This is a genomic window from Shewanella sp. 4_MG-2023 (genome assembly GCF_030548015.1).
In the GTDB taxonomy this organism is placed as follows: domain Bacteria; phylum Pseudomonadota; class Gammaproteobacteria; order Enterobacterales; family Shewanellaceae; genus Shewanella.
On the sequence record NZ_JAUORL010000002.1, the window covers coordinates 1 to 22,759 of the forward strand.

Sequence of the window (22,759 nt, forward strand, 5' to 3'; positions counted from 1 at the left end):
CAAGAGTCTGTACTGGATTTTGAAGCCTTTTAAAGATCGGTCAACCGATCATATTGGCCTTAACTGATCGGCATTACACTGAAGTGGGCTTTTTTCTGACAGTCTCTTGAATTAATTCAATCACATAAACGCAATGATAGGTGCAATAAGCCATACCCAGACACCTGAACCAAGTATCATGACAATCCCAAAAGCAAGTAACGGTGATTTCATTTTAGGCTCAGCGCTCAGTAATTTATGTTCCTCATGGGTTAAGGTTTTTTTACCCGAAATCATCGCACCTACTAACTTGTGTCCTTTAATGGCATAAATCGTAATCGCGCAAAGATGCAATGCGATGCACCCAAGGATAAAATTGAAGTTCATTTTGTGTAACCATGTCATAAATGAAGCAGTATCAGAAGACACCATGGCGTAAAGCGGTCCTTCGGTAAAGATATCATCTGTAGCGAATAGGCCCGTTAGCAACTGCAATGTGAGCACAAATAGCATTAGCATCACCATATAACCACCCATAGGGTTATGGCCAACAACAGGCTCTTTTAACGGCTCACGTAAATAACCAATAACTTTTTTAGGTCCAGCGACAAAGTCTTTGAATTTTGCGGTATCACTACCTACAACCCCCCACAGTAACCTAAAGACAATCAGCACTAAAAAGCTATAAGCACAAACTTGGTGCCACTCCATCTCTCCTGCATCTGCTGTCCACCACAAACAAATCAGCAACGCCACCGTAAACCAGTGGAATAATCGAGTGGGTATATCCCATACCTTAATTTTTTTTTGTTCTATACTCATAGATGTGCCTTAAGCTTAGTTCTTTTAATATGCTTGATTATAAAGAGCAAATTCTTGCACTCATAGACCCTTAAGGTAAAGAAAAGTAATTAAGTATTACAGCGTTTCATCAAACAAGTGCAAACTCTAGCACTTGTGGAGCAATTAGCATCAACAGCTTACATGTTTCTGTATTATTGGATTAAAACACAAGACTTGGGTTTATTTAATCAGCTCTGAAAATAGGGCTTTGCCTATAAGTGCGGCCTTAAATCTGGATATGAGTGTCAAACTTAGAAAGATATTTGGAGCCAGTGATGACAAGCAGTATAAACGTTGGCAGCAAACATGGTTTCAATGACGTTGAACCGCTGCATAGAATGGAGTTGGTGAACAAAAATCGTTCAAAACTGGGAGGTAAGCTAGGTTGTTATCCATTCAAATATGCGCCTATTTAGATTGAGTTTCAAGACTTTTTAAGCGGTTTTTTAGCTAAATTGTCTAAGCGATCAAATATGAATCAAACAGTCTAAAAAGGCCCACAAAACGTGATTTAGATCACGATTTTTCTTTCAGAGCTTGGTAATCTGAACTTAAGCAAACAACAGAAGGTTCGAAATATGCTGAAAATCACTAGCAAGCAACTTGAAGTAACTGCACCGATTCTTGAACGTATCGAAGGACAAATTGAAAAACTCGCAAGACATGATCTACAACTCATTAACCCGCATGTAATTATCACTCAGGAAAAGCAGCTCTTTAAGATAGAAGCGTCAGTAGGCTTGCCAAGTGGAGAACTATTCGCCCAGGCGAAAAATGAAAACCTTTACGCAGCAATAACTGCAATGGGTAAAAAGCTGGAAAAACAGCTAAATCGCCTGACTCATAAACCCCAGGCTCAACGTCACGTTTCACCAACAACTGAAACCGATAATGATTTTGAGTATGTCTATAAGGAGGAAACCGCAGCTTGATGTTTTTTATTACTCTTAAACCAAAGCGCGCCCTCGGGTGCGCTTTTTTATGCAAACCATAAACAATGGGCAAACTTGATCATTATTTGATTGACACTGATAGCTTAGCGCTTTAATTTTACAGTATGAAAAATATCACTAGCCGCAATTTTATTTTCTTTTTTATTCAGCCCCCATATTGAGGCCGATTTTTTGTGTAAAAACGAAAATGAAATTTAGAGCCTCCCAACTGGGGGGCTTTTTATTATTAAATATTTAATGCTCGCTGTTCAACACCACGTCAGCTAAGCAGTCGTCATTGAGGCTATTATGAAAAAAGCGCCAGAATTGAGTCAGACCAGAGAACAAATTACCTCACTAGATAAGGACTTATTAGCCTTACTAGCCAAAAGGCGTGAATTAAGCCTTGATGTCGCCAGAAGTAAAGAAGTCGATGTTAGGCCCATCAGAGATACGCAGCGGGAAAAAGAATTATTAGAACGCTTAGTTCAACAAGGTAGAGAGCAAGGTTTAGATGCTCACTTTGTTATCTCACTTTATCAAAGCATTATTGAAGATTCAGTCTTGAATCAACAAGCCTTTTTACATGGCCGTGCTAACCCTGAAATCCAGCAACAACAATCGACCATCGCCTACCTAGGTGCTAGAGGCTCATACTCTTATCTCGCCGCCAGTCGTTTTTGTCAGCGCCGCCAAGTAGAAATGATTGATTTAGGCTGCCAAAGTTTTGATGAAATTATCAGTTCAGTTGAACTCGGCCATGCTGACTTAGGTTTTTTACCTATTGAAAATACCTCATCGGGTTCAATTAATGAAGTGTATGACGTGCTGCAACACACCTCTCTTTCAATTGTCGGAGAAACAACCATTGAAGTGGGCCATTGCTTACTCACCAAAAATAATGCTGAATTAGAACAAATCAAAACCGTATTTGCTCACCCACAGCCCATTAGCCAATGCAGTCAGTGGTTATCACAACATCCAAACTTAACGCTGGCCTATTGCTCAAGCAGTGCTGAAGCCATGCAGCAAGTCATTGACGCAGATGATGACAGTGTTGCCGCTATTGGCAGTGCTGAAGGCGGCGCCTTATATCAATTAAGTGCCACAGAAAAAGGGTTAGCCAACCAAAAAATTAATCAAAGCCGCTTTATTGTGGTTGCACGCAAAGCTGTAGCAGTGCCGTCACAACTGCCGGCAAAAACCACCTTGATTATGGCTACAGGACAAAAGCCCGGCGCGCTAGTTGAGGCGCTACTCGTATTAAAAGCCCATAACATTAATATGAGTAAGTTAGAGTCTCGCCCAATCCCTGGCACCCCGTGGGAAGAAATGTTCTACCTTGATGTTGATGAAAATCTTGCAAACCATGATATGCAGCAAGCCTTAAAAGAATTAGAAAGACTGACACGCTTTATAAAAGTGCTGGGCTGTTACCCTTGTGAAACCGTCAAACCAACTCAACTTAATAGTAGTCAGCTAGTGATTGAGCCAAATAGCTCTAAAGCCCCCAATAAAACTACCAGTGACAATCTTGATGCCCCTAAGCATTCGAAGTTGTATCGACAAGAGCAGACCATTATTGAAACCAAACAGTGTGCCATTGGTGAAAAGGACTTAGTTGCGCTGCAACAAATGACCCTTACAGACACCGATGACTTATTTGCCGCTAAGGTGAAGCAGGTGAAAGAGTCTGGTTATCAAGGGGTATTGCTACAAGCTTCATCTACAGATAACTTATCGCCGTTAAACCTTAAAAACTATTGTCATATCGTTGAGCAAGCAGGCTTGTTCAGTGCCATTGAAGTTGACTCAGTAAGCAGCTTCGATATCGCAGTAAAGTCGGCCGATATGGTTTATCTTGCCGGTAAGGCGATGTTTGATAAAGAACTGTTAGATGCAGCTGGCGCTATCAGTAAACCGGTATTGCTTGAGCGCAATACTATGGCAAGTACCTCTGACTGGCTTACTGCTGCAGATAGAGTTTTAACCACGGGTAATCAACAACTGATCTTGGTTGAAGCAGGCATTAGAAGCTTTACTAATCCTGAGCAACTGTCATTGGATTTAGCCGGATTAATTGCAATAAAGCATCAATGCCACTTGCCAGTTATTGTTAATACCAGTTACGCGGTTAACAGCCCACTTTTACATCAGCAAGCCATAGCGGTTAAGCAACTACAGGCCAACGGGCTGATTCTGAATGAGCAACAACTGGCAGAGGCAGATGACCAACATCACTTGCTACACGAGCTTCATCAATAAAACCAGCAACCAACCGCATCATTTATCCAAACCATGCGGTTGCTTTTAGCCCAATAAAAAACCGAACTTTAAGTTCGGTTTTTTATTGGTTAATCAACAATTAATACATGCTGACATTATCATTTAACCCAAGCCATCCTTTAAAAATACGATAACTAAACCAGCCTAAAGCTAATACAAATATCGGGACACTAAGCCATAATTGAGGAGTAAAATAGCCTAAGATCAATAATGGCATCAAACCTGTCATGCTATTACGTTGCCATCTTAAATGAGAGCCCAGCAAAGAGCTTGCTGGAATACGGTTTTGGGAAATATTAATTAATAAACTAAAAAACACTGGTAAAAAAAAGAGTGGAAAGGCGCTCATTAGTGCATATAAAAAATGCCCAAGCGATAAATCTTCTGCGGTGTAAACCTCAGTATTTGTCATTAGATTATCACTCCTATTAGTCCGAAAAAAAGAGCTACTTAAAAGCAGCTCCCTTTAACCTTAATCCCTGTTTGATGATTTCGCAATATTATTCAGCGTTAACTCGGCTTAATTGGTCTTCATATCATTGACAGACTGTAGCATAGCGCGGCTTTCTTGCTGAAATTGTGGCGCAAAATCCCCAAACCATTTTGCAACTTGCTCAAATTGAGACACGAATTCATCTCGATTGCCGGTCTTAAGTAGTTGAAGCGCTTGACCATAGTTATCGAGATAATCACTAATGGCGACTTGGCTACCTTCTTGGGCAAAAATAATATCAGCATACAGCTTTGGATCTTGAGCAAACAAACGCCCCACCATAGCCAACTCTAAACGATAAATAGGCGAACTAAATTGTAAAAGCGTCTCAATATCGGCCTGCTCTTTACATAAGTTCAAACCATAAACAAAAGTTGAAAAGTGACGCATGGCTTGCACTAGTTGCATGGCTTTATCATGCTTTTGTGCATCTTCGTTAACAATGCGTGCACCCCAAATAATAATTTGATCGAGCAACCATTGATAAGCTTGGGGTTCACGGCCATCACACACCACCACAACCTGTTTTGCTAAACTGCCCACATCAGGGCCAAACATTGGGTGTAAACCCACTACAGGGCCATTGTGAGCGGCAAGCATGGCATTTAAAGGCTCAGTTTTAATTGAGGTCAAATCAGCAAGAATACAATCATCAGCTAAATTGTTTAATTGATTGCTGATCACCTCGCAAGTGACATTAATTGGCACGGTAACGATCACCATGCCAGCGCCATCAAATAACTCGTCTGCGCGATGCCAGTCGTTTTTATCAAGGCTTTTTACAGTATAGCCAGACAGCGTCAGCATTTGACTAAATAAACCACCAAGTTGGCCTTCACCACCAACAATGACAATATGACCAAGATCCGTTTTTACTTGCTTAAATCCGACATCTTTTTCATTCAAATAGGACTCACGCATTAAACGACGTAAAATATCTTCAATAAGTTGCGGTGAAACATCCATCTCACTGGCTTCTTTACGGCGTTTCGCCAACATTGACGCTTCACGCTGCGGTGCGTAAATCGGCACACCAGCAGCATGCTTAACCGCCCCGACTTGAGCAACAAGATCTAATCGCTTACGTAATAAATGCAGTAGTTGCTGATCAACGCCGTCAATGAGCTCACGCAAATTGTCTAAATCTAAAGTGGTTTTTTCATTCATCGCTTAAATCCATCCATCGCCGCGTTTATGCTGCGAATCGATTAGGTAATACTGTTTTAAGTAAATTAGCATTGCTACGCAACAATGTCTCAGTAGTTTGCCAATTTATACAAGAATCGGTTACCGATACCCCATAAGCCAGTTCTGACAGAGGCTTATTGCTGGATTGATTACCTTCATTTAAGTGACTTTCAAGCATCACCCCAATAATTGAACGGTTACCTGCATGTATTTGTTTAAATACATCCTCGCAAACTAGTGTCTGTCTTGTATAGTCTTTTGATGAATTGCCATGACTACAATCAATAATCAATCTGGCATTTAATTTGGCTTGATGTAACTGCGCTTCACACTCTGCCACACTGTCAGCATCATAATTAGGTGTTTTGCCACCACGTAAAATCACATGGCCATCGGGGTTACCTGCAGTTTGCAGTAATGACACTTGCCCTTGCTGGTTAATGCCCATAAAGCGGTGGCTGCTTGCCGCAGATTGCAGTGCATTAATCGCCACTCCAAGTTTACCGTCAGTGCCGTTTTTAAATCCTACTGGCATGGATAAGCCAGATGCCATTTCACGGTGAGTTTGCGACTCTGTGGTTCTGGCACCAATGGCCGACCAAGTCACCAGCTCTGACATATATTGTGGGCTAATGGGGTCTAACGCTTCAGTCGCTACCGGCAGCTCGAGCTCTGCAAGCCAAATCATCAACTCACGCGCCATTCTCAGTCCCTTTTCAACATCGAATGACTCGTCCATATCAGGATCGTTGATAAGGCCTTTCCAACCTACTGTCGTACGTGGTTTTTCAAAGTAAACCCGCATCAAGATATAAAACTCATCACTGAGATCATCATGTAATTTTTTAAGCTTTAGGGCGTATTCTTTGGCAGCATCGATATCGTGAATAGAACATGGGCCAGTAACGATTAATACTCGATTGTCACGTTTGTGGACAATATCGGCAACGGTTTTACGTGCGTCAAGAATGTACTGATAAGCGTGATCAGACAGCGGCAATGCTTTTTTTAATTCTGCTGGGGTGACCAGTACTTTCTCTGAACTAATATGAACGTTATTAATCGTATCTTGCTGCATGATATTTCTCACTTCTTAAAAAATTATTTCTGTCTTGGGGCTATCGCGTAAACCATGACTGCACTAACTGACCTTACCAAAAAAGTAACACCGTACCGCTACACCATTACAAGGTTGGGCTAACTATGCCTTGGATTAAGCCACTAATCAACCACTAAATTTAATTTTCTCCAAAAACACAAAAACCCGCCATAAAGGCGGGCTATTGTGCGAACACTGCATCTAATTTTTTTAAGCGGGTAACTAGTCTTACTTAGTTGCCAACTTTTCACGGATACGTGCAGATTTACCTGAACGATCACGTAAGTAGTAAAGCTTAGCACGACGAACACGACCGCGACGCTTAACTTCGATGCTAGCTACTAGTTTACTGTGCGTTTGGAAACCACGCTCAACACCTTCGCCATTAGAGATTTTACGTACTGTAAATGCAGAATGAAGACCACGGTTACGCTTAGCGATAACCACACCTTCAAACGCTTGAAGACGTTCTTTGTTGCCTTCAACTACACGTACCTTAACTACTACTGTATCACCAGCACCAAATTCAGGTACATCTGTTTTCATTTGCTCTTCGTTGAGCATTTTAATGATGTTGTTCATAACTTACTCCGTTCTAGAAATAACTGGGCTTATGACTACACAGGTTTGTCTAAATTTTTGACAAACTCCGCTAAAAGAGTCTTTTGTTCGCCAGTCAGAGCTAGATTTTCAAATAATTCTGGTCGTCTTAAAAAAGTCCTACCAAGACTTTGTTGCAACCGCCAGAGTCTAATTTTTTTGTGGTCACCGCTTAAAAGCACTGCTGGTACACCGACACCATCTAAAGTTTCAGGGCGTGTATAGTGTGGACAATCCAATAAGCCATCAGAGAAAGAGTCTTGCTCTGCTGACGCTTGCTTACCTAGTACACCAGGTACTAACCTTGCAACTGAATCAATTAAGGTCATCGCCGGTAATTCTCCGCCCGAAAGCACATAATCACCAATTGACCACTCTTCATCAATTTCAGATTGAATAATACGTTCGTCAACACCTTCGTATCGACCACATACCAACACTAAACTTGTTGATTTACTTAACTCAGAAACGCCTTGCTGATCCAGCTTACGTCCCTGAGGTGATAAATAAATCACCTTTGCACCGTCACCTGCCGCAGCTTTCGCTGCATGAATAGCATCGCGTAACGGTTGCACCATCATCAACATGCCTGGACCACCACCGTAAGGTCGGTCATCAACAGTGTTATGTCGATCATGGGTGAAATCACGAGGATTCCACGTTTGCAACTCTAACAGGCCGTTTTTAACGGCTCGACCCGTGACTCCAAAGTCTGTAACGGCACGAAACATCTCAGGAAACAGGGTTACTACCCCTAACCGCATATGATGTACCTCGACTTAAAAGTCTGGATCCCAATCCACTAATATCTGTTTGCTTTGCAAGTTCACCTCAAGGACGAACTGCTCAGGGACAAAGGGAATCATTCGTTCCGCTTTGCCAAAAGCATCTTTTACGTTAGCTTTAACAAGGAGTACGTCGTTCGATCCTGTTTCCACGATCTGCTCGACTTCACCCATGTTGTAACCTTTGGTGTTAGTCACAGTACAACCAATCAAATCTCGCCAGTAGAATTCATCTTCTGACAAGTTTTTCATTTGGTCTGACTGAATGGCAATCTCACAATTTGTAAGTGCTTGCGCATCCTCTCGTGTATTTACGCCTTCTAAGCAAGCCACGAGTGCTTTACCTTGAAAACGCCACTGAGAGACCTTAACCTCACGCCATTCACCTTGTTCTTTTATGTACCAAGGGGAATATTCAAAAATACCTTCAACAGAATCGGTATAAGAGGTGATTTTCATCCAACCTTTAATACCATGACTAGAACCTATTTTGCCTAGTACGATGGGTTGTTGATTACTACTCATCTTTATACCTTAACGCTATTAAGCAACAGCTTTACGAGCGTCTTTGATCAATTTTGCTACGCGATCTGAAGTTGCAGCACCAGTTGCAACCCAATGATCAACACGATCTAAATCTAAACGTAAAGTTTCTTCTTGACCTTTAGCTAAAGGGTTGAAAAAACCAACACGTTCGATGAAACGACCGTCACGTGCATTGCGGCTATCTGCTACAACGATACTGTAAAATGGACGCTTTTTTGCGCCGCCACGAGCTAAACGAATGGTAACCATGCGTTTTATTCCTCTAATGATTTGCTAGAAGCAAAAATAAAAAACTGGGACTCCGTGTTCGCGAAGGGCCCCAGTAGAAAGCCGGAAGATTTTACCTGACTTTTCAACTATTGCAACCAAATCCGACGATTTTTACATCGAAGGCTAATGCCTGCAATAGGTCAAAATAAATCTAACCGGCGGTATTTGAATAGATATCCATGAAAAACTTAGGCATTAACGTCCTGGAAACTTCATTCCCGGAGGCATCATACCGCCCATACTGCGCATCATTTTTTTCATGCCACCTTTACCTGACATTTTTTTCATCATTTTTTGCATTTGAGTAAACTGCTTCAAAAGACGATTAACATCCTGAATTTGAGTGCCAGAACCTAAGGCAATACGACGTTTTCGTGAACCTTTAATGATATCAGGACGCTTGCGCTCACCTGGTGTCATTGAATTAATAATAGCTTCCATTTGGCCGGTCATCTTGCCATCTTGAACTTGGGCTAACGCTTCGGGTGGTAATTGGCCTACACCTGGCAGCTTTTCAATCATGTTCATCATGCCGCCCATATTCTTCATTTGCAGCAGTTGTTCGCGAAAATCCTCTAAATCAAAGCCGCCACCTGATTTCACTTTTGAAGCAAGCTTCATGGCTTTGTCTTTATCAACGCCACGTTCTACTTCTTCAATGAGTGAAAGCACATCGCCCATACCAAGAATACGTGAAGCAATACGCTCAGGGTGGAATGGCTCAAGGGCATCAATTTTTTCACCGACACCTAAGAATTTAATCGGTTTTCCAGTAATATTACGAATCGATAACGCCGCGCCGCCACGTGCATCACCATCAATCTTTGTCAGGATCACACCGGTTAACGGTAATGCTTCATTAAATGATTTTGCAGTATTAGCTGCATCTTGGCCAGTCATAGCATCGACAACAAAGAGCGTCTCTACAGGATTAACGGCTGCATGAAGGTCTTTAATTTCATCCATCATCGCTTCATCAACATGCAAGCGACCTGCGGTATCGACAATCACAACATCAATGAACTTAAGCTTGGCATGGGCAATCGCGGCAGTAGCAATATCTACTGGCTTTTGGCTCACATCCGATGGGAAAAACTCAACTTCTACTTCGGTGGCTAAGGTTTCTAGCTGTTTGATCGCTGCAGGGCGATAAACATCGGCACTCACTACCAGTACTGATTTCTTTTCGCGTTCACGTAAAAATTTAGCCAGTTTGGCAACACTGGTGGTTTTACCCGCACCTTGTAAACCTGCCATCATTAATACTGCTGGCGGTTGACTAGCGAGGTCTAAGGCTTCATTGGCCTCACCCATTGCAATTTCAAGTTCGTTTTGGACAATTTTAATGAATGCTTGTCCTGGACTTAAACTTTTTGACACCTCTTGACCAACAGCGCGTTCTTTTACACTGTTAACAAATTGGCGTACCACTGGCAAAGCAACATCAGCCTCAAGCAGCGCCATGCGCACTTCACGTAAGGTATCTTTAATGTTGTCTTCGGTTAAGCGACCACGACCACTAATATTCTTGAGGGTGCGTGACAGTCTGTCAGATAGATTCTCAAACATGCGCTGCTGTATACCTTAAACGATTCCATAATTGGCGCCCATTATACCCAAACTACTTCAAGATGCGACATCAGCCTGCGCTATCAGATTTGATATTCATCATCTTTCGTAAAGAATTTGCAGTTAAATGATGGAAACTGTTAAATTTTGAGTCTTAGGTCACTCCACTATTGGGGGGCGTTCGTGTTAATCTTAACTAACTAAAGATGTGCTGATTTTATATTGTAAAAAACAACGGCACTCATAACTTGATAGGTTTATTCCAGATGGTCATTTTCCCAGCTTCGGCGATGTTGTTTTATTGCATTGCACTTATTTTAGTGACAAGCCGACTTTTCCACGTAGAAGGTCCCAATCGCAAGCTCGTTGCTATCTTTGCATCCATTGCCGTTGTGCTTCATGGCATTGCATTATCACAAACCATTTTTACCGCTGATGGGCAAAACTTTAGTTTAACCAATGTGATTTCACTGGTTAATTGGATTATTGCCTTTAGCTTTACCATTATCATGCACCGCTTAAAAGTGATTGTTGTGGTGCCTGTGGTTTATGCTTGCTCAGTTATTTCGGTTGCTGTGCTGTGGCTCATTCCCCCTCAATACATCATCCACTTTGATGTTCACCCAGAAATCCTAGCACATATTGTATTATCGCTTATGGCCTACAGTGCCTTGATGATTGCAGCTCTGTACGCTATTCAGTTGTGGCTAATCCAAAATAAATTGAAAAACAAGAAAACCATGATGAGCCCCGGCATGCCGCCATTAATGACAGTTGAAAAACAGCTGTACCATTTGGTGACTATCGGAGTGATGCTACTAACATTATCACTGGCGACAGGGTTTATCTTCTTGGAAGATATGTTTGAAGATGGCAAAGGTCACAAGGCTATTTTATCAATTATGGCCTGGGTGGTTTACTGTGTGATGCTTTGGCAGCATTACAGCATCGGTTGTCGTGTTCGTACAGCTGTAATATATACCTTATCTGGGGCAACGTTACTTTCTCTGGCTTATTTTGGCGCACGAATCGTTACTGAAATTATTTTACGATAACCGTATATTTGGTTGAATAGTATTAACCAAGCTTGACACTCATGACGAATGATTGATACTCATCATTCGTCTTTTTTTACTACAATAACTGGAGCCATTTTTGGACGCTATTTCTACCAGCGCACTCCTCTTCTCTCTGTTGGTGTTAATTTGTATCTCAGCCTATTTTTCGGGTAGTGAGACCGCCATGATGACCTTAAATCGCTATCGCTTACGTCATTTAGCAGCTAGCGGCCACAAAGGTGCTATTCGTGCACTAAAAATGTTAGAGCGACCCGACCGCTTAATCGGCCTGATTTTAATTGGTAATAATCTGGTTAATATCTTAGCCTCTGCTATAGCAACCATTATTGGCATGCGCTTATTTGGTGACATGGGCGTAGCTATTGCCACAGGTGTTTTGACTTTGGTGGTTCTCATCTTTGCCGAGGTCACCCCAAAAACCATTGCCGCCTTACACCCTGAACGTATTGCCTTTCCGTCAAGCTTGCTATTAAAAGCCTTACTGTCGATATTATGGCCGCTAGTGAAAGTAATTAACTTAATCACTTCTGGTTTTTTACGGGTATTAGGAATTAAAAATGTCAGTGTTAATGATGCCCTTAGCCAAGAAGAATTACGCACGGTTGTTCATGAAGCTGGGGCATTGATCCCGCAGCGACATCAAGAAATGCTTTTGTCGATTCTAGATTTAGAAAAAGTCACGGTTGAAGACATTATGATCCCGCGCTCAGACATTTATGCCATTAACGTTAATGACGAATTCAAACTGATTAATAAACAGGTGACTCAAAGCCCGCACACACGAGTGTTGGTGTATCGCGATAATATCGATGATGCCGTCGGTTTTATCCACCTGCGTGATGCCTTAAGACTGCAGTCAAAAGAAGAATTTAGTAAGTCGACATTATTAAGAGCCGTAAAAGAATTGTACTTCATTCCAGAAGGCACGCCGTTAACGGTACAACTGTCTAACTTTCAGCAGAATAAAGAACGTTTTGGCTTAGTAGTGGATGAATATGGTGATATTCAAGGTTTGGTGACGTTAGAAGATATTCTTGAAGAAATTGTCGGTGATTTCACCACTTCAATGATTACCACTGCCAGTGAAGATATTGATATTCAACAAGATGGCAGTTTCATTATCGAAGCCAGCATCACCATACGTGACTTAAATAAAGAAATGAAATGGGATTTTGCCATCGATGGACCTAAAACCTTAAATGGGTTGATCATCGAACACCTTGAAGAGATACCATCAGCCAGTACTCGCCTTAAAATAGGTCGCTATGACATTGAGGTTTTAGAGGTATCAGATAACATGATTAAAACGGTAAAAGTCATACCGGATGCTGCGCTTACTGAAGTTGAGCAGGATGACTAACATTAGTTAGTTTTAAGCTATTAAAAAGCTAAAAAGGCGCATTGAGCGCCTTTTTTAATACCAAAAATTCAATCAAACTTATGCGGTTTGACGCTTTTTAGCCTCTAACGCTCTGCGTTTATCCCACGCTATTGGGGTGATTTCTTCTTCAAGTTCTTTGCCAAAGCCAAGCATAAAATACAACTCTGCCATTAAAAAAAACGGCCCTATCAAAAGTTGATTTAAATCGTCAATAAAAGCTGGTTTGGCTTTTTCGTATTTATGGCCGATAAACTGAATCGCCCAACCAACAACAAATACAGCAATGGCCACAAGCCAGCCCGCCCCATGCTGCGCTGCCAGCGTAGTGGTGATAAGCACTGGAACAATAAAAATCGTTAATCCTAACGCTAAACCTTTATGCAAGATGAAGTAGTAAATTAAAGTACCGATAGCAAACGCGGATGCCACATTCACATTGATATACAAATTTGGCAAAGACAGCAAATTCACCGGTATAAAATTTAACATCAAAAATACTGACCAGATAATCAGCGGTACGCCGATGAAATGGGTGCGAATATTATTCGGGTTTAAGTGCACACTTTTATAAGTTGCTAACTGCTCGACCGCTGATTTCATATCACCACCTTTAGTTGTTAGTTTTTTGTGAGTAATGGTTAACTCACATTAACTTACCCTATCGATATCAGCAAACTCAAGTTTCGCCCTAAAAAGACTCAACCACAAAAAAAGCGCATTAAGCGCCTTTAGATATTTAATATTAACAATTTCAGTCACTAAGACTCAATAATCACAGTTGCAACGGCATAATGCTGCTCATCAGCAATAGTAATATGGCCGCGGGTTGCGCCAAGTTGCTCAAGCCTTGCTAATGCACCATCAGTAAAGCTAATTAGTGGCGCACCATTGTCATCATTACTGATATGAATATGCTGAAATGAAACTCCGCGGCCAATACCAGTGCCTAAGGCTTTCGCTGCGGCTTCTTTTGCAGCAAAACGTTTTGCTAGGTATCGATGGGCTATTTTTGAAGATTGGTAAATTTCAAGCTCTGTAGGCGTGAGTACACGCTTAGCTAACTTATCCCCTAAACGGGCATATTGCAGCTCAATGCGGTTTATCTCAATAATGTCTGTACCAATACCCACAATGGCCATTATTCGCCTCTACGCCCTTCTAGCATTAATGTTTTCATATCTTTTACTGCAGTCGCTAAACCGTCAATGGCTGCTCTAGCGATAACAGCATGCCCAATATTTAACTCATACAACTCAGGGATAGCTGCAATAGCTTTGACGTTATGGTAATGCAATCCATGTCCTGCATTAACAATCAAGCCTTTACTGTGAGCATATTTGGCCATTTCAGTAATGCGCGCCAACTCTATAGCCTGCTCAGCATCCGTTTCAGCATCGGCATAACAACCGGTATGGATTTCAATATAAGGTGCGCCCGATGCTACAGCAGCATCTATTTGGCTTTTGTCGGCATCAATAAATAAAGATACCTTGATGCCTTCTGCAGCTAACGTCGTGACAGCTTGAGTGATTTTATCAAGTTGACCTGCCACATCTAAGCCACCTTCTGTGGTCAGCTCTTCACGCTTTTCTGGCACTAGGCAGGCATAGGCGGGCTTGACTTCACAGGCTATCGCAATCATTTCATCGGTAACGGCAAACTCAAAATTCATCCGCGTTTTAAGGGTTTTAGCCAACAAATACACATCACGGTCTTGAATATGGCGGCGATCTTCTCGTAAATGAATAGTGATGCCATCTGCGCCAGCATGTTCTGCAACCGCTGCGGCATGGATAGGATCAGGGTAACTGGTTCCACGAGCTTGACGAAGAGTGGCAATGTGATCGATGTTAATTCCTAATAAAATTCCACTCATTGTGGCTCCTTAATTGGCAAAACTGACTCGCTAACTAGCAAATCTAAAAAGTAATATTACAAACTAGTGGGCCTATTCTAATGTAAACCACTGGCTGCTCATATATTAAAAAGTTATTGTTTAATAAATAACTTACGGCTAAGTAATGGCTTACCGCCTAATAGCGGCGTTAACAGATAGCGCATGAGCCCTTTGGCTTGATTTAGGTGCTCTGGGGTTAATTGTTTTTGCTTGAGCTGAATGAGCATCTCACCAGCGAGCAAGTTACGACTGCTTGTAAAATGCTCTGATGCGGCTTGATTTACGACAGCAAAACCGGCATCAGTAACAAAACGATAGCTGCAACCTGCCATGATCATCTCACCTAAGATGTCGTAGTCCAGTGATGGCAAAGCACCTAATTCTAAAAGTAGCTCCATCTCAAAATAGCGTAAATAACTGGAACTAAATTGCTGCGCCAAGCCCATTAAACTGCGGTGATAATGCAGGAATAACCCTTCAGCATGTTGGCCTGAATTAAGTACCCTAACCAGCAGCTCATTAAGATACATAGCAGAATATAAACTTTCAGCTTTAAGGGGTAATGCCGGCGCTGCGGGTTCAACTTGGGTAATAAATTTAAGCGAAGAATCAGTAGAGCCTGATTTGCTATTGAACTGGAATATCAGCGGCTGAAATGGCTGAATGATACTTTTAAGAGATTTTTTTCCGCTACCTACTCTGACTAAGGCATCGACCCTTCCTACATCATCAACTAACAGGTTAACGATCACACTGGATTCTCTGTATGGTCGATGATGTAGTATGTACCCCCTTAACATAGCAGGGTTACACAGTCGCTAAAGTCGGTATTAAGTAAAGCATCGGCTTAGTCTTCACCATAGCCTAAGCTTCGTAAAGCACGTTCGTCATCTGCCCAGCCTGACTTAACCTTAACCCAAACTTCTAAGAAAACTTTATTATCAAACAAGGTTTCCATATCAAGTCGAGCTTGGGTGGCGATAGTGCGGATACGCTCACCTTTATTACCGATAACCATACGTTTTTGGCCCGTACGCTCGACCAAAATCAAAGCATTGATTTGATAAACGCCGTTTTCCATCATTTTGAACTGTTCAATCTCAACGGTGGCATCATAAGGCAATTCATCACCTAAGAAGCGCATTAGCTTTTCACGGACAATTTCTGATGCCATAAAGCGTTGCGAACGGTCAGTGACGTAATCTTCTGGGAAATAAAATCCAGCTTCAGGTAACGACTCACTGGCTAAATCTAAAATTCGTTGAATATTCGTGCCTTTAGTAGCCGAGATAGGCAGAATTTCATCAAATTTAAACTTAGCAGATAACTTTTCAAGATAAGGGAATAAAGACTCTTTATCTTTAATATTATCGACTTTATTGATAGCTAAAACCGTTTTACGCTGACCACTGCCTTGCTCTAATTTCTTGAGCACCATCTCATCATCTTCAGTCCACGTCATGCCATCAACCACAAACACAACCATGCAGACATCAGCAAGCGAACTTGCTGCAGCACGGTTCATGAGGCGGTTAATCGCACGCTTTTCTTCAATATGTAAGCCTGGAGTATCAACAAAAACAATTTGCCTAGCTTCATCGGTATGGATACCCATAATGCGATGACGAGTGGTTTGCGGTTTTTTAGAGGTAATACTGACCTTCTGCCCAAGTAACTTGTTCAGTAAGGTCGATTTACCCACATTAGGGCGGCCGACAATAGCAACCATGCCACAATAGGTGATCTCGTATTTTGCTGTAGCGGCTGGCGCAGCGCCATTCATCCTTGCCAATAATTCATCTAAACTCGGCTCAACTGGTGAGTTCTCTGGCAAGTCTGTTTTTTTGGTCATTTATTAATAAGCTCCAATACCTGAGCGGCAGCTAGCTGCTCAGCTTTTCTTCTTGAAGTACTGACGCCTGTCACTACTTTATTGATTTCTGCTACGCGACATTCAACTGTAAATGTCTGGTCATGGGCCTCACCTTTTACATCAACAACATGGTATTCAGGTAAGGGCTTTTTATAACCTTGCAGATATTCTTGTAAAATCGTTTTCGGATCTTTTTGATTGATGCCAGGTTTGATTTCAGCCAAACGCTGCTGGTACCAGGTCAGTAATAACTTACGACAGGTCTCTATGTCAGCATCTAAATAAATCGCCCCGATAATTGCTTCAACCGCATCAGCTAAAATAGACTCACGTCTAAATCCACCACTTTTAAGCTCGCCAGGGCCTAAGTAGAGGTAATCGCCTAGCTTAAATTCTTTTGCGATAACCGTTAAGGTTTCACCTTTGACTAAGGTGGAACGCATACGGCTTAAATCACCTTCAGTAGCCTTAGGGAACTGATGATAAAGGGCATCAGAAATAATGATTGATAAAATCGAGTCACCTAGAAACTCTAGGCGCTCATTATGTTTTGATGCAGCACTACGATGAGTTAATGCCTGAGTTAATAAATCAACATTAGTAAACTCATAACCCAGCGTACGACACAGTCGCGGTAAGTTTTTAATTGGTTCCATTACTTGATCGCACCTACTCTGTCAAAACGCACCCCGGTTGGTACCCATGTTGGTAACCAACTACTTGCAGGTCGTTCAAATTCAAAACTAATCCAAATCGCTACCGCTTTACCTACTAAGTTAGCTTCAGGGACAAAGCCCCAAAAGCGGCTATCAGTGCTGTTGTCACGGTTATCACCAATGGCAAAGTACTGACCTTCTGGCACAATAAATTCACCCACTGCCGTACCCGGTTGCTCAAAGAAATGTGAGCTAAAATCAGGGCGAGATGGGTTGATTAAAATATCATGTTCTACATCAGTTAACTGCTCGGTATAGCGAGATAACGACACACCTTCATGGGTAAACTCACCACGATTAACTGGCGTTAGCTTAATTGCTTTTGCTGGCGGACAATTTGTTGCTGCATCACATTTAGGCTGAATAAGAAATTGCTTATTTTGGTAAATAATACGGTCACCGGGTAAACCAACCACTCTTTTAATATAGTCTATTTCAGGCTGCTGAGGATATTTGAACACAAACACATCGCCACGCTCAGGCTCACCTGTTTCAATTAGCTTGCTGCGAAAGACGGGGTCACGTAAACCATAACTGAATTTTTCTACCAGAATAAAATCACCTACCAGTAAAGTCGGTTTCATTGAGCCCGATGGTATTTGAAATGGCTCATAAATAAATGAACGCAATATCAATACAAATGCGATAACCGGAAAAATTGAATGGGCAAATTCAACCAAGGTTGATTCACGCGTAATGCTGTATTTTGCATCATCACTCAAATCAGGTTGCTTTGCTTCTGCAAGGGCTAAGCTTTCACGACGTTTAGGGGCAAATATCGTTGCATCGATTAACCAAATTAACCCACTCACAAGGGTTATTATGGTTAAAATAAGAGAAAAATGGGCTGCCATTGAAATTTAAGCTCCTGCCTTTGACACTTTCAAATAATAGTTTAATGAATAAACCGCTGAATAATGAGTATCCTATGGAATACATCGTTAAGCACTAACTGTAATGTTACAAATTATACGAATAAACCGTTGTTGCAAAATTAACTTTTGCTAATGACAACGCCGCAAACTGCGGCGTTATCTGAACTCTAATGAAACCTATGCAGGATTAATCATTAAGTTTCAATACAGCTAAGAACGCTTCTTGAGGCACTTCAACGTTACCGACTTGCTTCATGCGCTTCTTACCTTCTTTTTGCTTATTTAGTAGTTTCTTCTTACGCGAGACATCACCACCATAACATTTAGCGGTAACGTCTTTACGCATTGCTTTAATGTTTGAGCGGGCAATAATCTGACTACCCACCGCAGCTTGAATCGCGATATCAAACATCTGTCTTGGGATCAGCTCTTTCATTTTATCAACTAAAGCTAAGCCGCGATGACGAATGTTTGAACGATGAATAACCATTGCTAGCGCATCAACTCTGTCACCATTGATCAAGATATCTAAACGCACCATATCCGCTTCTTCAAAACGAATAAAGTTATACTCTAATGAGGCATAACCACGACTGGTTGATTTCAATCTATCAAAGAAATCCATGACGACTTCAGCCATTGGCAATTCGTAAGTCACAGAAACTTGATTACCGTGATAAACCATATTGGTTTGTACGCCACGCTTCTCGACACATAAAGTGATAACGTTACCCAAGTACTCTTTAGGCACCAACATGTTTGCTTCAACAATAGGTTCACGGATCATGTCGATGTTATTGATTGGCGGTAAATCTGATGGGTTATCTACATACACCACCTCACCATTGTTCAATTGAACTTCATAAACAACAGTCGGTGCTGTGGTAATCAAATCAAGGTTGTATTCACGCTCAAGACGCTCTTGAATGATTTCCATATGCAATAAGCCAAGGTAACCAATACGGAAACCAAAACCTAATGCTGAAGATGATTCAGGCTCGAAAAACAGCGATGCATCGTTCAAGCTTAGCTTGTTTAATGCATCACGGAAGCTTTCAAACTCATCTGTCGAAATTGGGAATACACCGGCATAAACTTGCGGTGTAACCTTTTTAAACCCAGGTAAAGGCTCTTCGGCACCATGTTTAGCGTGAGTTAAGGTATCACCTACTGGTGCGCCGTGAATTTCTTTAATGCCCGAAATAACAAAGCCAACTTCACCGGCTTTAAGCTCAGGTGTATCTGTTTGTTTAGGCGTAAAGATACCAACACGGTCAGCATTGTAGTTTTGACCGGTAGACATAACTTTAAACTTGTCACCTTTTTTCAAGACGCCATGCTTAATACGTACTAACGAGACAACACCAAGGTAACTATCAAACCATGAATCAATAATCAGCGCTTGAAGTGGTGCATCGATATCACCTTCTGGTGGTGGGATATCCGATACGATGACTTCTAGTACATCTTTAATACCGATACCCGTTTTAGCTGAGCAGCGCACAGCTTCCATAGCATCGATACCAACAATATCTTCGATTTCTGCAGCGACACGCTCAGGATCGGCTTGAGGTAAATCGATTTTATTTAAAATCGGTACCACATCAAGATCCATTTCTAAGGCGGTGTAACAGTTTGCAAGTGTCTGTGCTTCAACGCCTTGACCGGCATCAACTACTAGCAATGCACCTTCACACGCAGCAAGTGAACGGGATACTTCATAAGAGAAGTCAACGTGGCCGGGTGTATCAATGAAGTTCAGCTGATAAGTTTCACCATCATCGGCTTTATAGTCGAGGGTAACACTCTGCGCTTTAATGGTAATGCCGCGCTCACGTTCGATATCCATAGAATCGAGAACTTGAACGTCCATTTCACGGTCTGATAAACCACCACAAAATTGGATAAGGCGATCAGACAATGTTGATTTGCCATGGTCGATATGGGCAATAATTGAGAAGTTTCTAATGTGTTTCATGTGGGTGAAATGGCTACTACTAAAATGGTGGATATAATGAGGTCGAATTGTACCTGATAAAGGGGTTAATACCAATCACAATCAATAACTGGACAAAAAACAATAATAAAATCACCCTTCATATCTGATAAATAATGCTATCTACCCCCGCGAAAGGCTGATCCCTTGGCCTAAATACGCTGTAATGATGGGCGTCGAGGCTTTTTCAAGCGTTAGCGCTTTGCTTTTACCGGCTTTCCAAGCCATGAAACTGCCTATCGCTGCAAGCATCATTGCGCCATGGTCAGTGTTGATATCCAAAAGACCAGCTAAGCCCTGCCCCATAATAGCGCCTAAAAATAACCCAACTAAAGGAGTGATATAAACCAGCATTGCTGCTTTTAATATCACGGATTCAGGCAGAGCAAGTTTCAGTAAATCACCCGCTTCGCAGGCTTGTTCTGCCATAAGAGAGAATTGCTGCTTTTTAATCGAAAAGGCTTTAGCAACCGTTGAGGTGCCACAATTGTCACTGCTTGAACAATGATTACAAGCACTCTTAAGTTCAATCTCAACGGTGACCCACCCTTTGGGATCGTAAGCGATTACCGTCGCCACCTCCTCCAACATCGATTGCGATAATGCTGGAGGTGATTGAGGTTTTTGCGCTGATGTTGAGTCTACTTGTTGAGTCATAGCGAAAGGCGCCCTGTAAGTTAAGTGCTAGTGATTCTAGCACTTATTTTAACGCTTGTTTTATGGCCAGTTACTTTAATACTCGTTATTTCAAGACCATTTATTTCAAGAATCTTTATTTCAACACTAGGCTTTTAGCAATACGATTAAGCGTATCTGCAGGCACTTTACCCACAGCAACTACTTCAACATTGCCCACTTGCTCAACCACCATTGAAAGGCCGTTGCGGGTAATTAGCTCATCAGGCATTGGACTATCACCCATTCTGGCCACATACACTGAAATGTTAACTAAGCCATCGGTTAAAGCGATATATTCAACTGATTCATCACTGCCAAGTAAGCGGTGATGATCTTTTACTACTAAATGAAACCCTGCAGGTAACCAAGTAAATTGCCAATTCTGTCCTTCAATCCGTTCAGCTGGGTTCATCACAGGCGGCAGTTCTTGCTTTTCAGCTTCGACTAAAATGCTCGCTGGCTCACCAAGCTCTATTAGCTCAATGACCATCATTTGCTCAATAAGCTGTTTGTCTTGGTTAATCATGTCATAACGCAGTGGTAAATGGGTTTCCATGTCCACCCAAACTTGTGACATAAAGCGGTGTTCATCAACCGGAATAATGCGGATCATTTGCCCAGGGCGCCCAGCTATACGGCTTCTTCCACCTAAAACAAATTGATACCCCCGCTCTAAAGAATTGATATTAGATGCAAAAATAGCAGGCCAAAGACCTTGAATACGGGGAGCGCTGATGCTGTATACCGGTTGGTCATGCTCAATAAATGTTACCGTATCAGCAACTCTGACCGCATTTTTAGGGGGGCCATTGAGGTACTCTAGAAAAGCGACTTCTTTATCATTGACCGTACCATGCAGATAAACCAGTGGTCGTATGTGGTCGGCTTGCAGTTGAATAATAGAAGATTTGAATTGTTTGGTTTGTAATGCTTGGCTCATACTTTCAAGCCAAGCTTTCGCTGATTTTTCTTCTTCGGCAATACTAGGGAAAGCCAATACAGCAAGTACTAACAGGATTAGACGCAAGCTAACTCCGAATTAATGATTAAAATCGTTTAGTTCAATTTCGCTATTGTTGTCCACAACCGCACCTGAATTCAACCTTTGTTGTAGCATATGGTCTTGGATATAAGAATTTATACGGCGACGTTGCTCAACCATATTATCGTTACTGATATTAGATTGATTTTGTACAGCCCCAGTTTGGAGACTAACAGGTGACGCAGTCCCAATTAAAGGACGAGTATTTAACACAGGTAATGGTGAGTCGACACTTGGGTCTTGCTCATAATTTTGCACACCAACAATTGCTACCATAGCCACAGTTGCAGCAATTGCATATTGACCAAACTGTTTGAAAAACGGTACCACATTATCTTTCTTAGTCTCGTTCACGGTTTCAGTATCATGTACTGAAGTTGTTTGAGTCTGAGGTGCAATAATGGCTGGCTCTAATTCTATTGCCGCTGCAATATTAGCAGAAAGATCCAAATCAATTGTCTGTGGTAACTCGCCGCGCATTGCATCGCCTATCATGTGATAGTTTTGCCATTTGCTATGTGAGCCTTCGTCTGCTGACAATTCCGCTAATGTTTTTGCATCAACTTCGCCGTCAACTGCTGATGAAACCCATTCTTGACCTGATTTAAGCATTTTTCACCCATGTCATAAAG

Annotated in this window: 25 protein-coding genes and 1 other annotated feature; of the genes, 5 read left to right on the forward strand and 20 right to left on the reverse strand. The window is 41.8% G+C overall.

Going from position 1 to position 22,759, the window contains the following annotated elements; genetic code table 11:
- Window positions 1–120 precede the first annotated feature (120 nt).
- Window positions 121–801: a cytochrome b/b6 domain-containing protein gene (locus tag Q4546_RS00940; protein ID WP_102439220.1), complete on the reverse strand. Its 681-nt coding sequence runs from the start codon at window positions 799–801 to the stop codon at window positions 121–123.
- Between the two features lie 296 nt (window positions 802–1,097).
- Between Q4546_RS00940 and Q4546_RS00945 the strand changes: the two genes are divergently transcribed.
- From Q4546_RS00945 to pheA, 3 genes are all read left to right on the forward strand, one after another.
- Window positions 1,098–1,238 (forward strand): hypothetical protein, encoded by a 141-nt coding sequence (locus Q4546_RS00945; protein WP_157936104.1) that lies wholly within the window; start codon window positions 1,098–1,100, stop codon window positions 1,236–1,238.
- 162 nt (window positions 1,239–1,400) lie between these two features.
- Window positions 1,401–1,754 (forward strand): ribosome-associated translation inhibitor RaiA, encoded by a 354-nt coding sequence (gene raiA, locus Q4546_RS00950; RefSeq protein ID WP_102439283.1) that lies wholly within the window; start codon window positions 1,401–1,403, stop codon window positions 1,752–1,754.
- A 131-nt stretch (window positions 1,755–1,885) separates the two neighbouring features.
- Window positions 1,886–2,001, forward strand: a sequence feature (Phe leader region).
- Window positions 2,002–2,063: 62 nt separating this feature from the next.
- A complete protein-coding gene (gene pheA, locus Q4546_RS00955) occupies window positions 2,064–4,019 on the forward strand; it encodes a prephenate dehydratase (RefSeq protein ID WP_102475616.1) in 1,956 nt (651 codons plus the stop codon).
- Window positions 4,020–4,119: 100 nt separating this feature from the next.
- Here the strand turns inward: pheA and Q4546_RS00960 are convergent, their stop codons facing one another.
- From Q4546_RS00960 to ffh, 8 genes are all read right to left on the reverse strand, one after another.
- The gene (locus Q4546_RS00960) at window positions 4,120–4,452 is read right to left on the reverse strand and encodes a hypothetical protein (protein ID WP_102439222.1); all 333 of its coding nucleotides are present in this window, start codon (window positions 4,450–4,452) and stop codon (window positions 4,120–4,122) included.
- 108 nt (window positions 4,453–4,560) lie between these two features.
- A complete protein-coding gene (tyrA, locus tag Q4546_RS00965; RefSeq protein WP_102439223.1) occupies window positions 4,561–5,700 on the reverse strand; it encodes a bifunctional chorismate mutase/prephenate dehydrogenase in 1,140 nt (379 codons plus the stop codon).
- A 25-nt stretch (window positions 5,701–5,725) separates the two neighbouring features.
- A complete protein-coding gene (locus Q4546_RS00970) occupies window positions 5,726–6,799 on the reverse strand; it encodes a 3-deoxy-7-phosphoheptulonate synthase (protein WP_076542582.1) in 1,074 nt (357 codons plus the stop codon).
- A 249-nt stretch (window positions 6,800–7,048) separates the two neighbouring features.
- Entirely contained in the window at window positions 7,049–7,402 is a 354-nt protein-coding gene (gene rplS / locus Q4546_RS00975) for a 50S ribosomal protein L19 (RefSeq protein WP_076542580.1), read from the reverse strand.
- Window positions 7,403–7,437: 35 nt separating this feature from the next.
- Window positions 7,438–8,184, reverse strand: a complete 747-nt coding sequence (gene trmD / locus Q4546_RS00980; RefSeq protein WP_076542576.1) for a tRNA (guanosine(37)-N1)-methyltransferase TrmD — start codon at window positions 8,182–8,184, stop codon at window positions 7,438–7,440.
- 15 nt (window positions 8,185–8,199) lie between these two features.
- A complete protein-coding gene (rimM, locus tag Q4546_RS00985; RefSeq protein WP_303445534.1) occupies window positions 8,200–8,730 on the reverse strand; it encodes a ribosome maturation factor RimM in 531 nt (176 codons plus the stop codon).
- An 18-nt stretch (window positions 8,731–8,748) separates the two neighbouring features.
- A complete protein-coding gene (rpsP, locus tag Q4546_RS00990; RefSeq protein ID WP_102439225.1) occupies window positions 8,749–9,000 on the reverse strand; it encodes a 30S ribosomal protein S16 in 252 nt (83 codons plus the stop codon).
- A 216-nt stretch (window positions 9,001–9,216) separates the two neighbouring features.
- On the reverse strand, window positions 9,217–10,590 hold the full coding sequence (ffh, locus tag Q4546_RS00995) for a signal recognition particle protein (RefSeq protein WP_102439226.1): 1,374 nt from the start codon (window positions 10,588–10,590) through the stop codon (window positions 9,217–9,219).
- A 266-nt stretch (window positions 10,591–10,856) separates the two neighbouring features.
- Here ffh and Q4546_RS01000 point away from each other — a divergent pair, with 266 nt between their 5' ends.
- Together Q4546_RS01000 and Q4546_RS01005 are read left to right on the forward strand one after the other, a co-directional pair.
- The gene (locus Q4546_RS01000; protein WP_102439227.1) at window positions 10,857–11,645 is read left to right on the forward strand and encodes an inner membrane protein YpjD; all 789 of its coding nucleotides are present in this window, start codon (window positions 10,857–10,859) and stop codon (window positions 11,643–11,645) included.
- Between the two features lie 100 nt (window positions 11,646–11,745).
- The gene (locus Q4546_RS01005; protein ID WP_102439228.1) at window positions 11,746–13,029 is read left to right on the forward strand and encodes an HlyC/CorC family transporter; all 1,284 of its coding nucleotides are present in this window, start codon (window positions 11,746–11,748) and stop codon (window positions 13,027–13,029) included.
- Between the two features lie 78 nt (window positions 13,030–13,107).
- Here the strand turns inward: Q4546_RS01005 and Q4546_RS01010 are convergent, their stop codons facing one another.
- The 11 genes from Q4546_RS01010 to Q4546_RS01060 all read right to left on the reverse strand — a co-directional run bounded on the left by Q4546_RS01010 (window position 13,108) and on the right by Q4546_RS01060 (window position 22,739).
- On the reverse strand, window positions 13,108–13,650 hold the full coding sequence (locus Q4546_RS01010; protein WP_303445535.1) for a DUF962 domain-containing protein: 543 nt from the start codon (window positions 13,648–13,650) through the stop codon (window positions 13,108–13,110).
- A 158-nt stretch (window positions 13,651–13,808) separates the two neighbouring features.
- A complete protein-coding gene (gene acpS, locus Q4546_RS01015; protein ID WP_102439230.1) occupies window positions 13,809–14,189 on the reverse strand; it encodes a holo-ACP synthase in 381 nt (126 codons plus the stop codon).
- Window positions 14,189–14,926 carry a pyridoxine 5'-phosphate synthase gene (gene pdxJ, locus Q4546_RS01020; protein ID WP_102439231.1) on the reverse strand — a complete coding sequence of 246 codons (738 nt, stop codon included), beginning with the start codon at window positions 14,924–14,926 and terminating at the stop codon, window positions 14,189–14,191. The genes acpS and pdxJ overlap by 1 nt, the downstream gene beginning before the upstream one ends.
- Window positions 14,927–15,039: 113 nt before the next feature.
- On the reverse strand, window positions 15,040–15,747 hold the full coding sequence (gene recO / locus Q4546_RS01025) for a DNA repair protein RecO (protein ID WP_303445536.1): 708 nt from the start codon (window positions 15,745–15,747) through the stop codon (window positions 15,040–15,042).
- Window positions 15,748–15,794: 47 nt separating this feature from the next.
- Window positions 15,795–16,799, reverse strand: coding sequence for a GTPase Era (gene era / locus Q4546_RS01030; protein ID WP_102439233.1), 1,005 nt, complete (start codon window positions 16,797–16,799; stop codon window positions 15,795–15,797).
- Complete coding sequence (rnc, locus tag Q4546_RS01035) at window positions 16,796–17,476, reverse strand: ribonuclease III (protein ID WP_102439234.1); 681 nt, start codon at window positions 17,474–17,476, stop codon at window positions 16,796–16,798. The genes era and rnc overlap by 4 nt, the downstream gene beginning before the upstream one ends.
- Entirely contained in the window at window positions 17,476–18,390 is a 915-nt protein-coding gene (gene lepB / locus Q4546_RS01040) for a signal peptidase I (RefSeq protein ID WP_102475612.1), read from the reverse strand. The genes rnc and lepB overlap by 1 nt, the downstream gene beginning before the upstream one ends.
- 208 nt (window positions 18,391–18,598) lie before the next feature.
- Window positions 18,599–20,389, reverse strand: a complete 1,791-nt coding sequence (lepA, locus tag Q4546_RS01045) for a translation elongation factor 4 (protein WP_102475611.1) — start codon at window positions 20,387–20,389, stop codon at window positions 18,599–18,601.
- A gap of 141 nt (window positions 20,390–20,530) precedes the next feature.
- The gene (locus Q4546_RS01050; RefSeq protein ID WP_102439284.1) at window positions 20,531–20,998 is read right to left on the reverse strand and encodes a SoxR reducing system RseC family protein; all 468 of its coding nucleotides are present in this window, start codon (window positions 20,996–20,998) and stop codon (window positions 20,531–20,533) included.
- A 181-nt stretch (window positions 20,999–21,179) separates the two neighbouring features.
- Entirely contained in the window at window positions 21,180–22,112 is a 933-nt protein-coding gene (locus Q4546_RS01055) for a MucB/RseB C-terminal domain-containing protein (protein ID WP_303445537.1), read from the reverse strand.
- A 12-nt stretch (window positions 22,113–22,124) separates the two neighbouring features.
- Window positions 22,125–22,739 carry a sigma-E factor negative regulatory protein gene (locus Q4546_RS01060; protein WP_102439238.1) on the reverse strand — a complete coding sequence of 205 codons (615 nt, stop codon included), beginning with the start codon at window positions 22,737–22,739 and terminating at the stop codon, window positions 22,125–22,127.
- Window positions 22,740–22,759: the final 20 nt, after the last annotated feature.

Excerpts from the sequence above, each read along its gene's own strand:
- Q4546_RS00940 (WP_102439220.1), bottom strand. The coding sequence starts at position 801 with ATGAGTATAGAACAAAAAAAAATTAAGGTATGGGATATACCCACTCGA.
- Q4546_RS00945 (WP_157936104.1), top strand. The coding sequence starts at position 1,098 with ATGACAAGCAGTATAAACGTTGGCAGCAAACATGGTTTCAATGACGTT.
- raiA (WP_102439283.1), top strand. The coding sequence starts at position 1,401 with ATGCTGAAAATCACTAGCAAGCAACTTGAAGTAACTGCACCGATTCTT.
- pheA (WP_102475616.1), top strand. The coding sequence starts at position 2,064 with ATGAAAAAAGCGCCAGAATTGAGTCAGACCAGAGAACAAATTACCTCA.
- Q4546_RS00960 (WP_102439222.1), bottom strand. The coding sequence starts at position 4,452 with ATGACAAATACTGAGGTTTACACCGCAGAAGATTTATCGCTTGGGCAT.
- tyrA (WP_102439223.1), bottom strand. The coding sequence starts at position 5,700 with ATGAATGAAAAAACCACTTTAGATTTAGACAATTTGCGTGAGCTCATT.
- Q4546_RS00970 (WP_076542582.1), bottom strand. The coding sequence starts at position 6,799 with ATGCAGCAAGATACGATTAATAACGTTCATATTAGTTCAGAGAAAGTA.
- rplS (WP_076542580.1), bottom strand. The coding sequence starts at position 7,402 with ATGAACAACATCATTAAAATGCTCAACGAAGAGCAAATGAAAACAGAT.
- trmD (WP_076542576.1), bottom strand. The coding sequence starts at position 8,184 with ATGCGGTTAGGGGTAGTAACCCTGTTTCCTGAGATGTTTCGTGCCGTT.
- rimM (WP_303445534.1), bottom strand. The coding sequence starts at position 8,730 with ATGAGTAGTAATCAACAACCCATCGTACTAGGCAAAATAGGTTCTAGT.
- rpsP (WP_102439225.1), bottom strand. The coding sequence starts at position 9,000 with ATGGTTACCATTCGTTTAGCTCGTGGCGGCGCAAAAAAGCGTCCATTT.
- ffh (WP_102439226.1), bottom strand. The coding sequence starts at position 10,590 with ATGTTTGAGAATCTATCTGACAGACTGTCACGCACCCTCAAGAATATT.
- Q4546_RS01000 (WP_102439227.1), top strand. The coding sequence starts at position 10,857 with ATGGTCATTTTCCCAGCTTCGGCGATGTTGTTTTATTGCATTGCACTT.
- Q4546_RS01010 (WP_303445535.1), bottom strand. The coding sequence starts at position 13,650 with ATGAAATCAGCGGTCGAGCAGTTAGCAACTTATAAAAGTGTGCACTTA.
- acpS (WP_102439230.1), bottom strand. The coding sequence starts at position 14,189 with ATGGCCATTGTGGGTATTGGTACAGACATTATTGAGATAAACCGCATT.
- pdxJ (WP_102439231.1), bottom strand. The coding sequence starts at position 14,926 with ATGAGTGGAATTTTATTAGGAATTAACATCGATCACATTGCCACTCTT.
- recO (WP_303445536.1), bottom strand. The coding sequence starts at position 15,747 with ATGTTAAGGGGGTACATACTACATCATCGACCATACAGAGAATCCAGT.
- era (WP_102439233.1), bottom strand. The coding sequence starts at position 16,799 with ATGACCAAAAAAACAGACTTGCCAGAGAACTCACCAGTTGAGCCGAGT.
- rnc (WP_102439234.1), bottom strand. The coding sequence starts at position 17,476 with ATGGAACCAATTAAAAACTTACCGCGACTGTGTCGTACGCTGGGTTAT.
- lepB (WP_102475612.1), bottom strand. The coding sequence starts at position 18,390 with ATGGCAGCCCATTTTTCTCTTATTTTAACCATAATAACCCTTGTGAGT.
- lepA (WP_102475611.1), bottom strand. The coding sequence starts at position 20,389 with ATGAAACACATTAGAAACTTCTCAATTATTGCCCATATCGACCATGGC.
- Q4546_RS01050 (WP_102439284.1), bottom strand. The coding sequence starts at position 20,998 with ATGTTGGAGGAGGTGGCGACGGTAATCGCTTACGATCCCAAAGGGTGG.
- Q4546_RS01060 (WP_102439238.1), bottom strand. The coding sequence starts at position 22,739 with ATGCTTAAATCAGGTCAAGAATGGGTTTCATCAGCAGTTGACGGCGAA.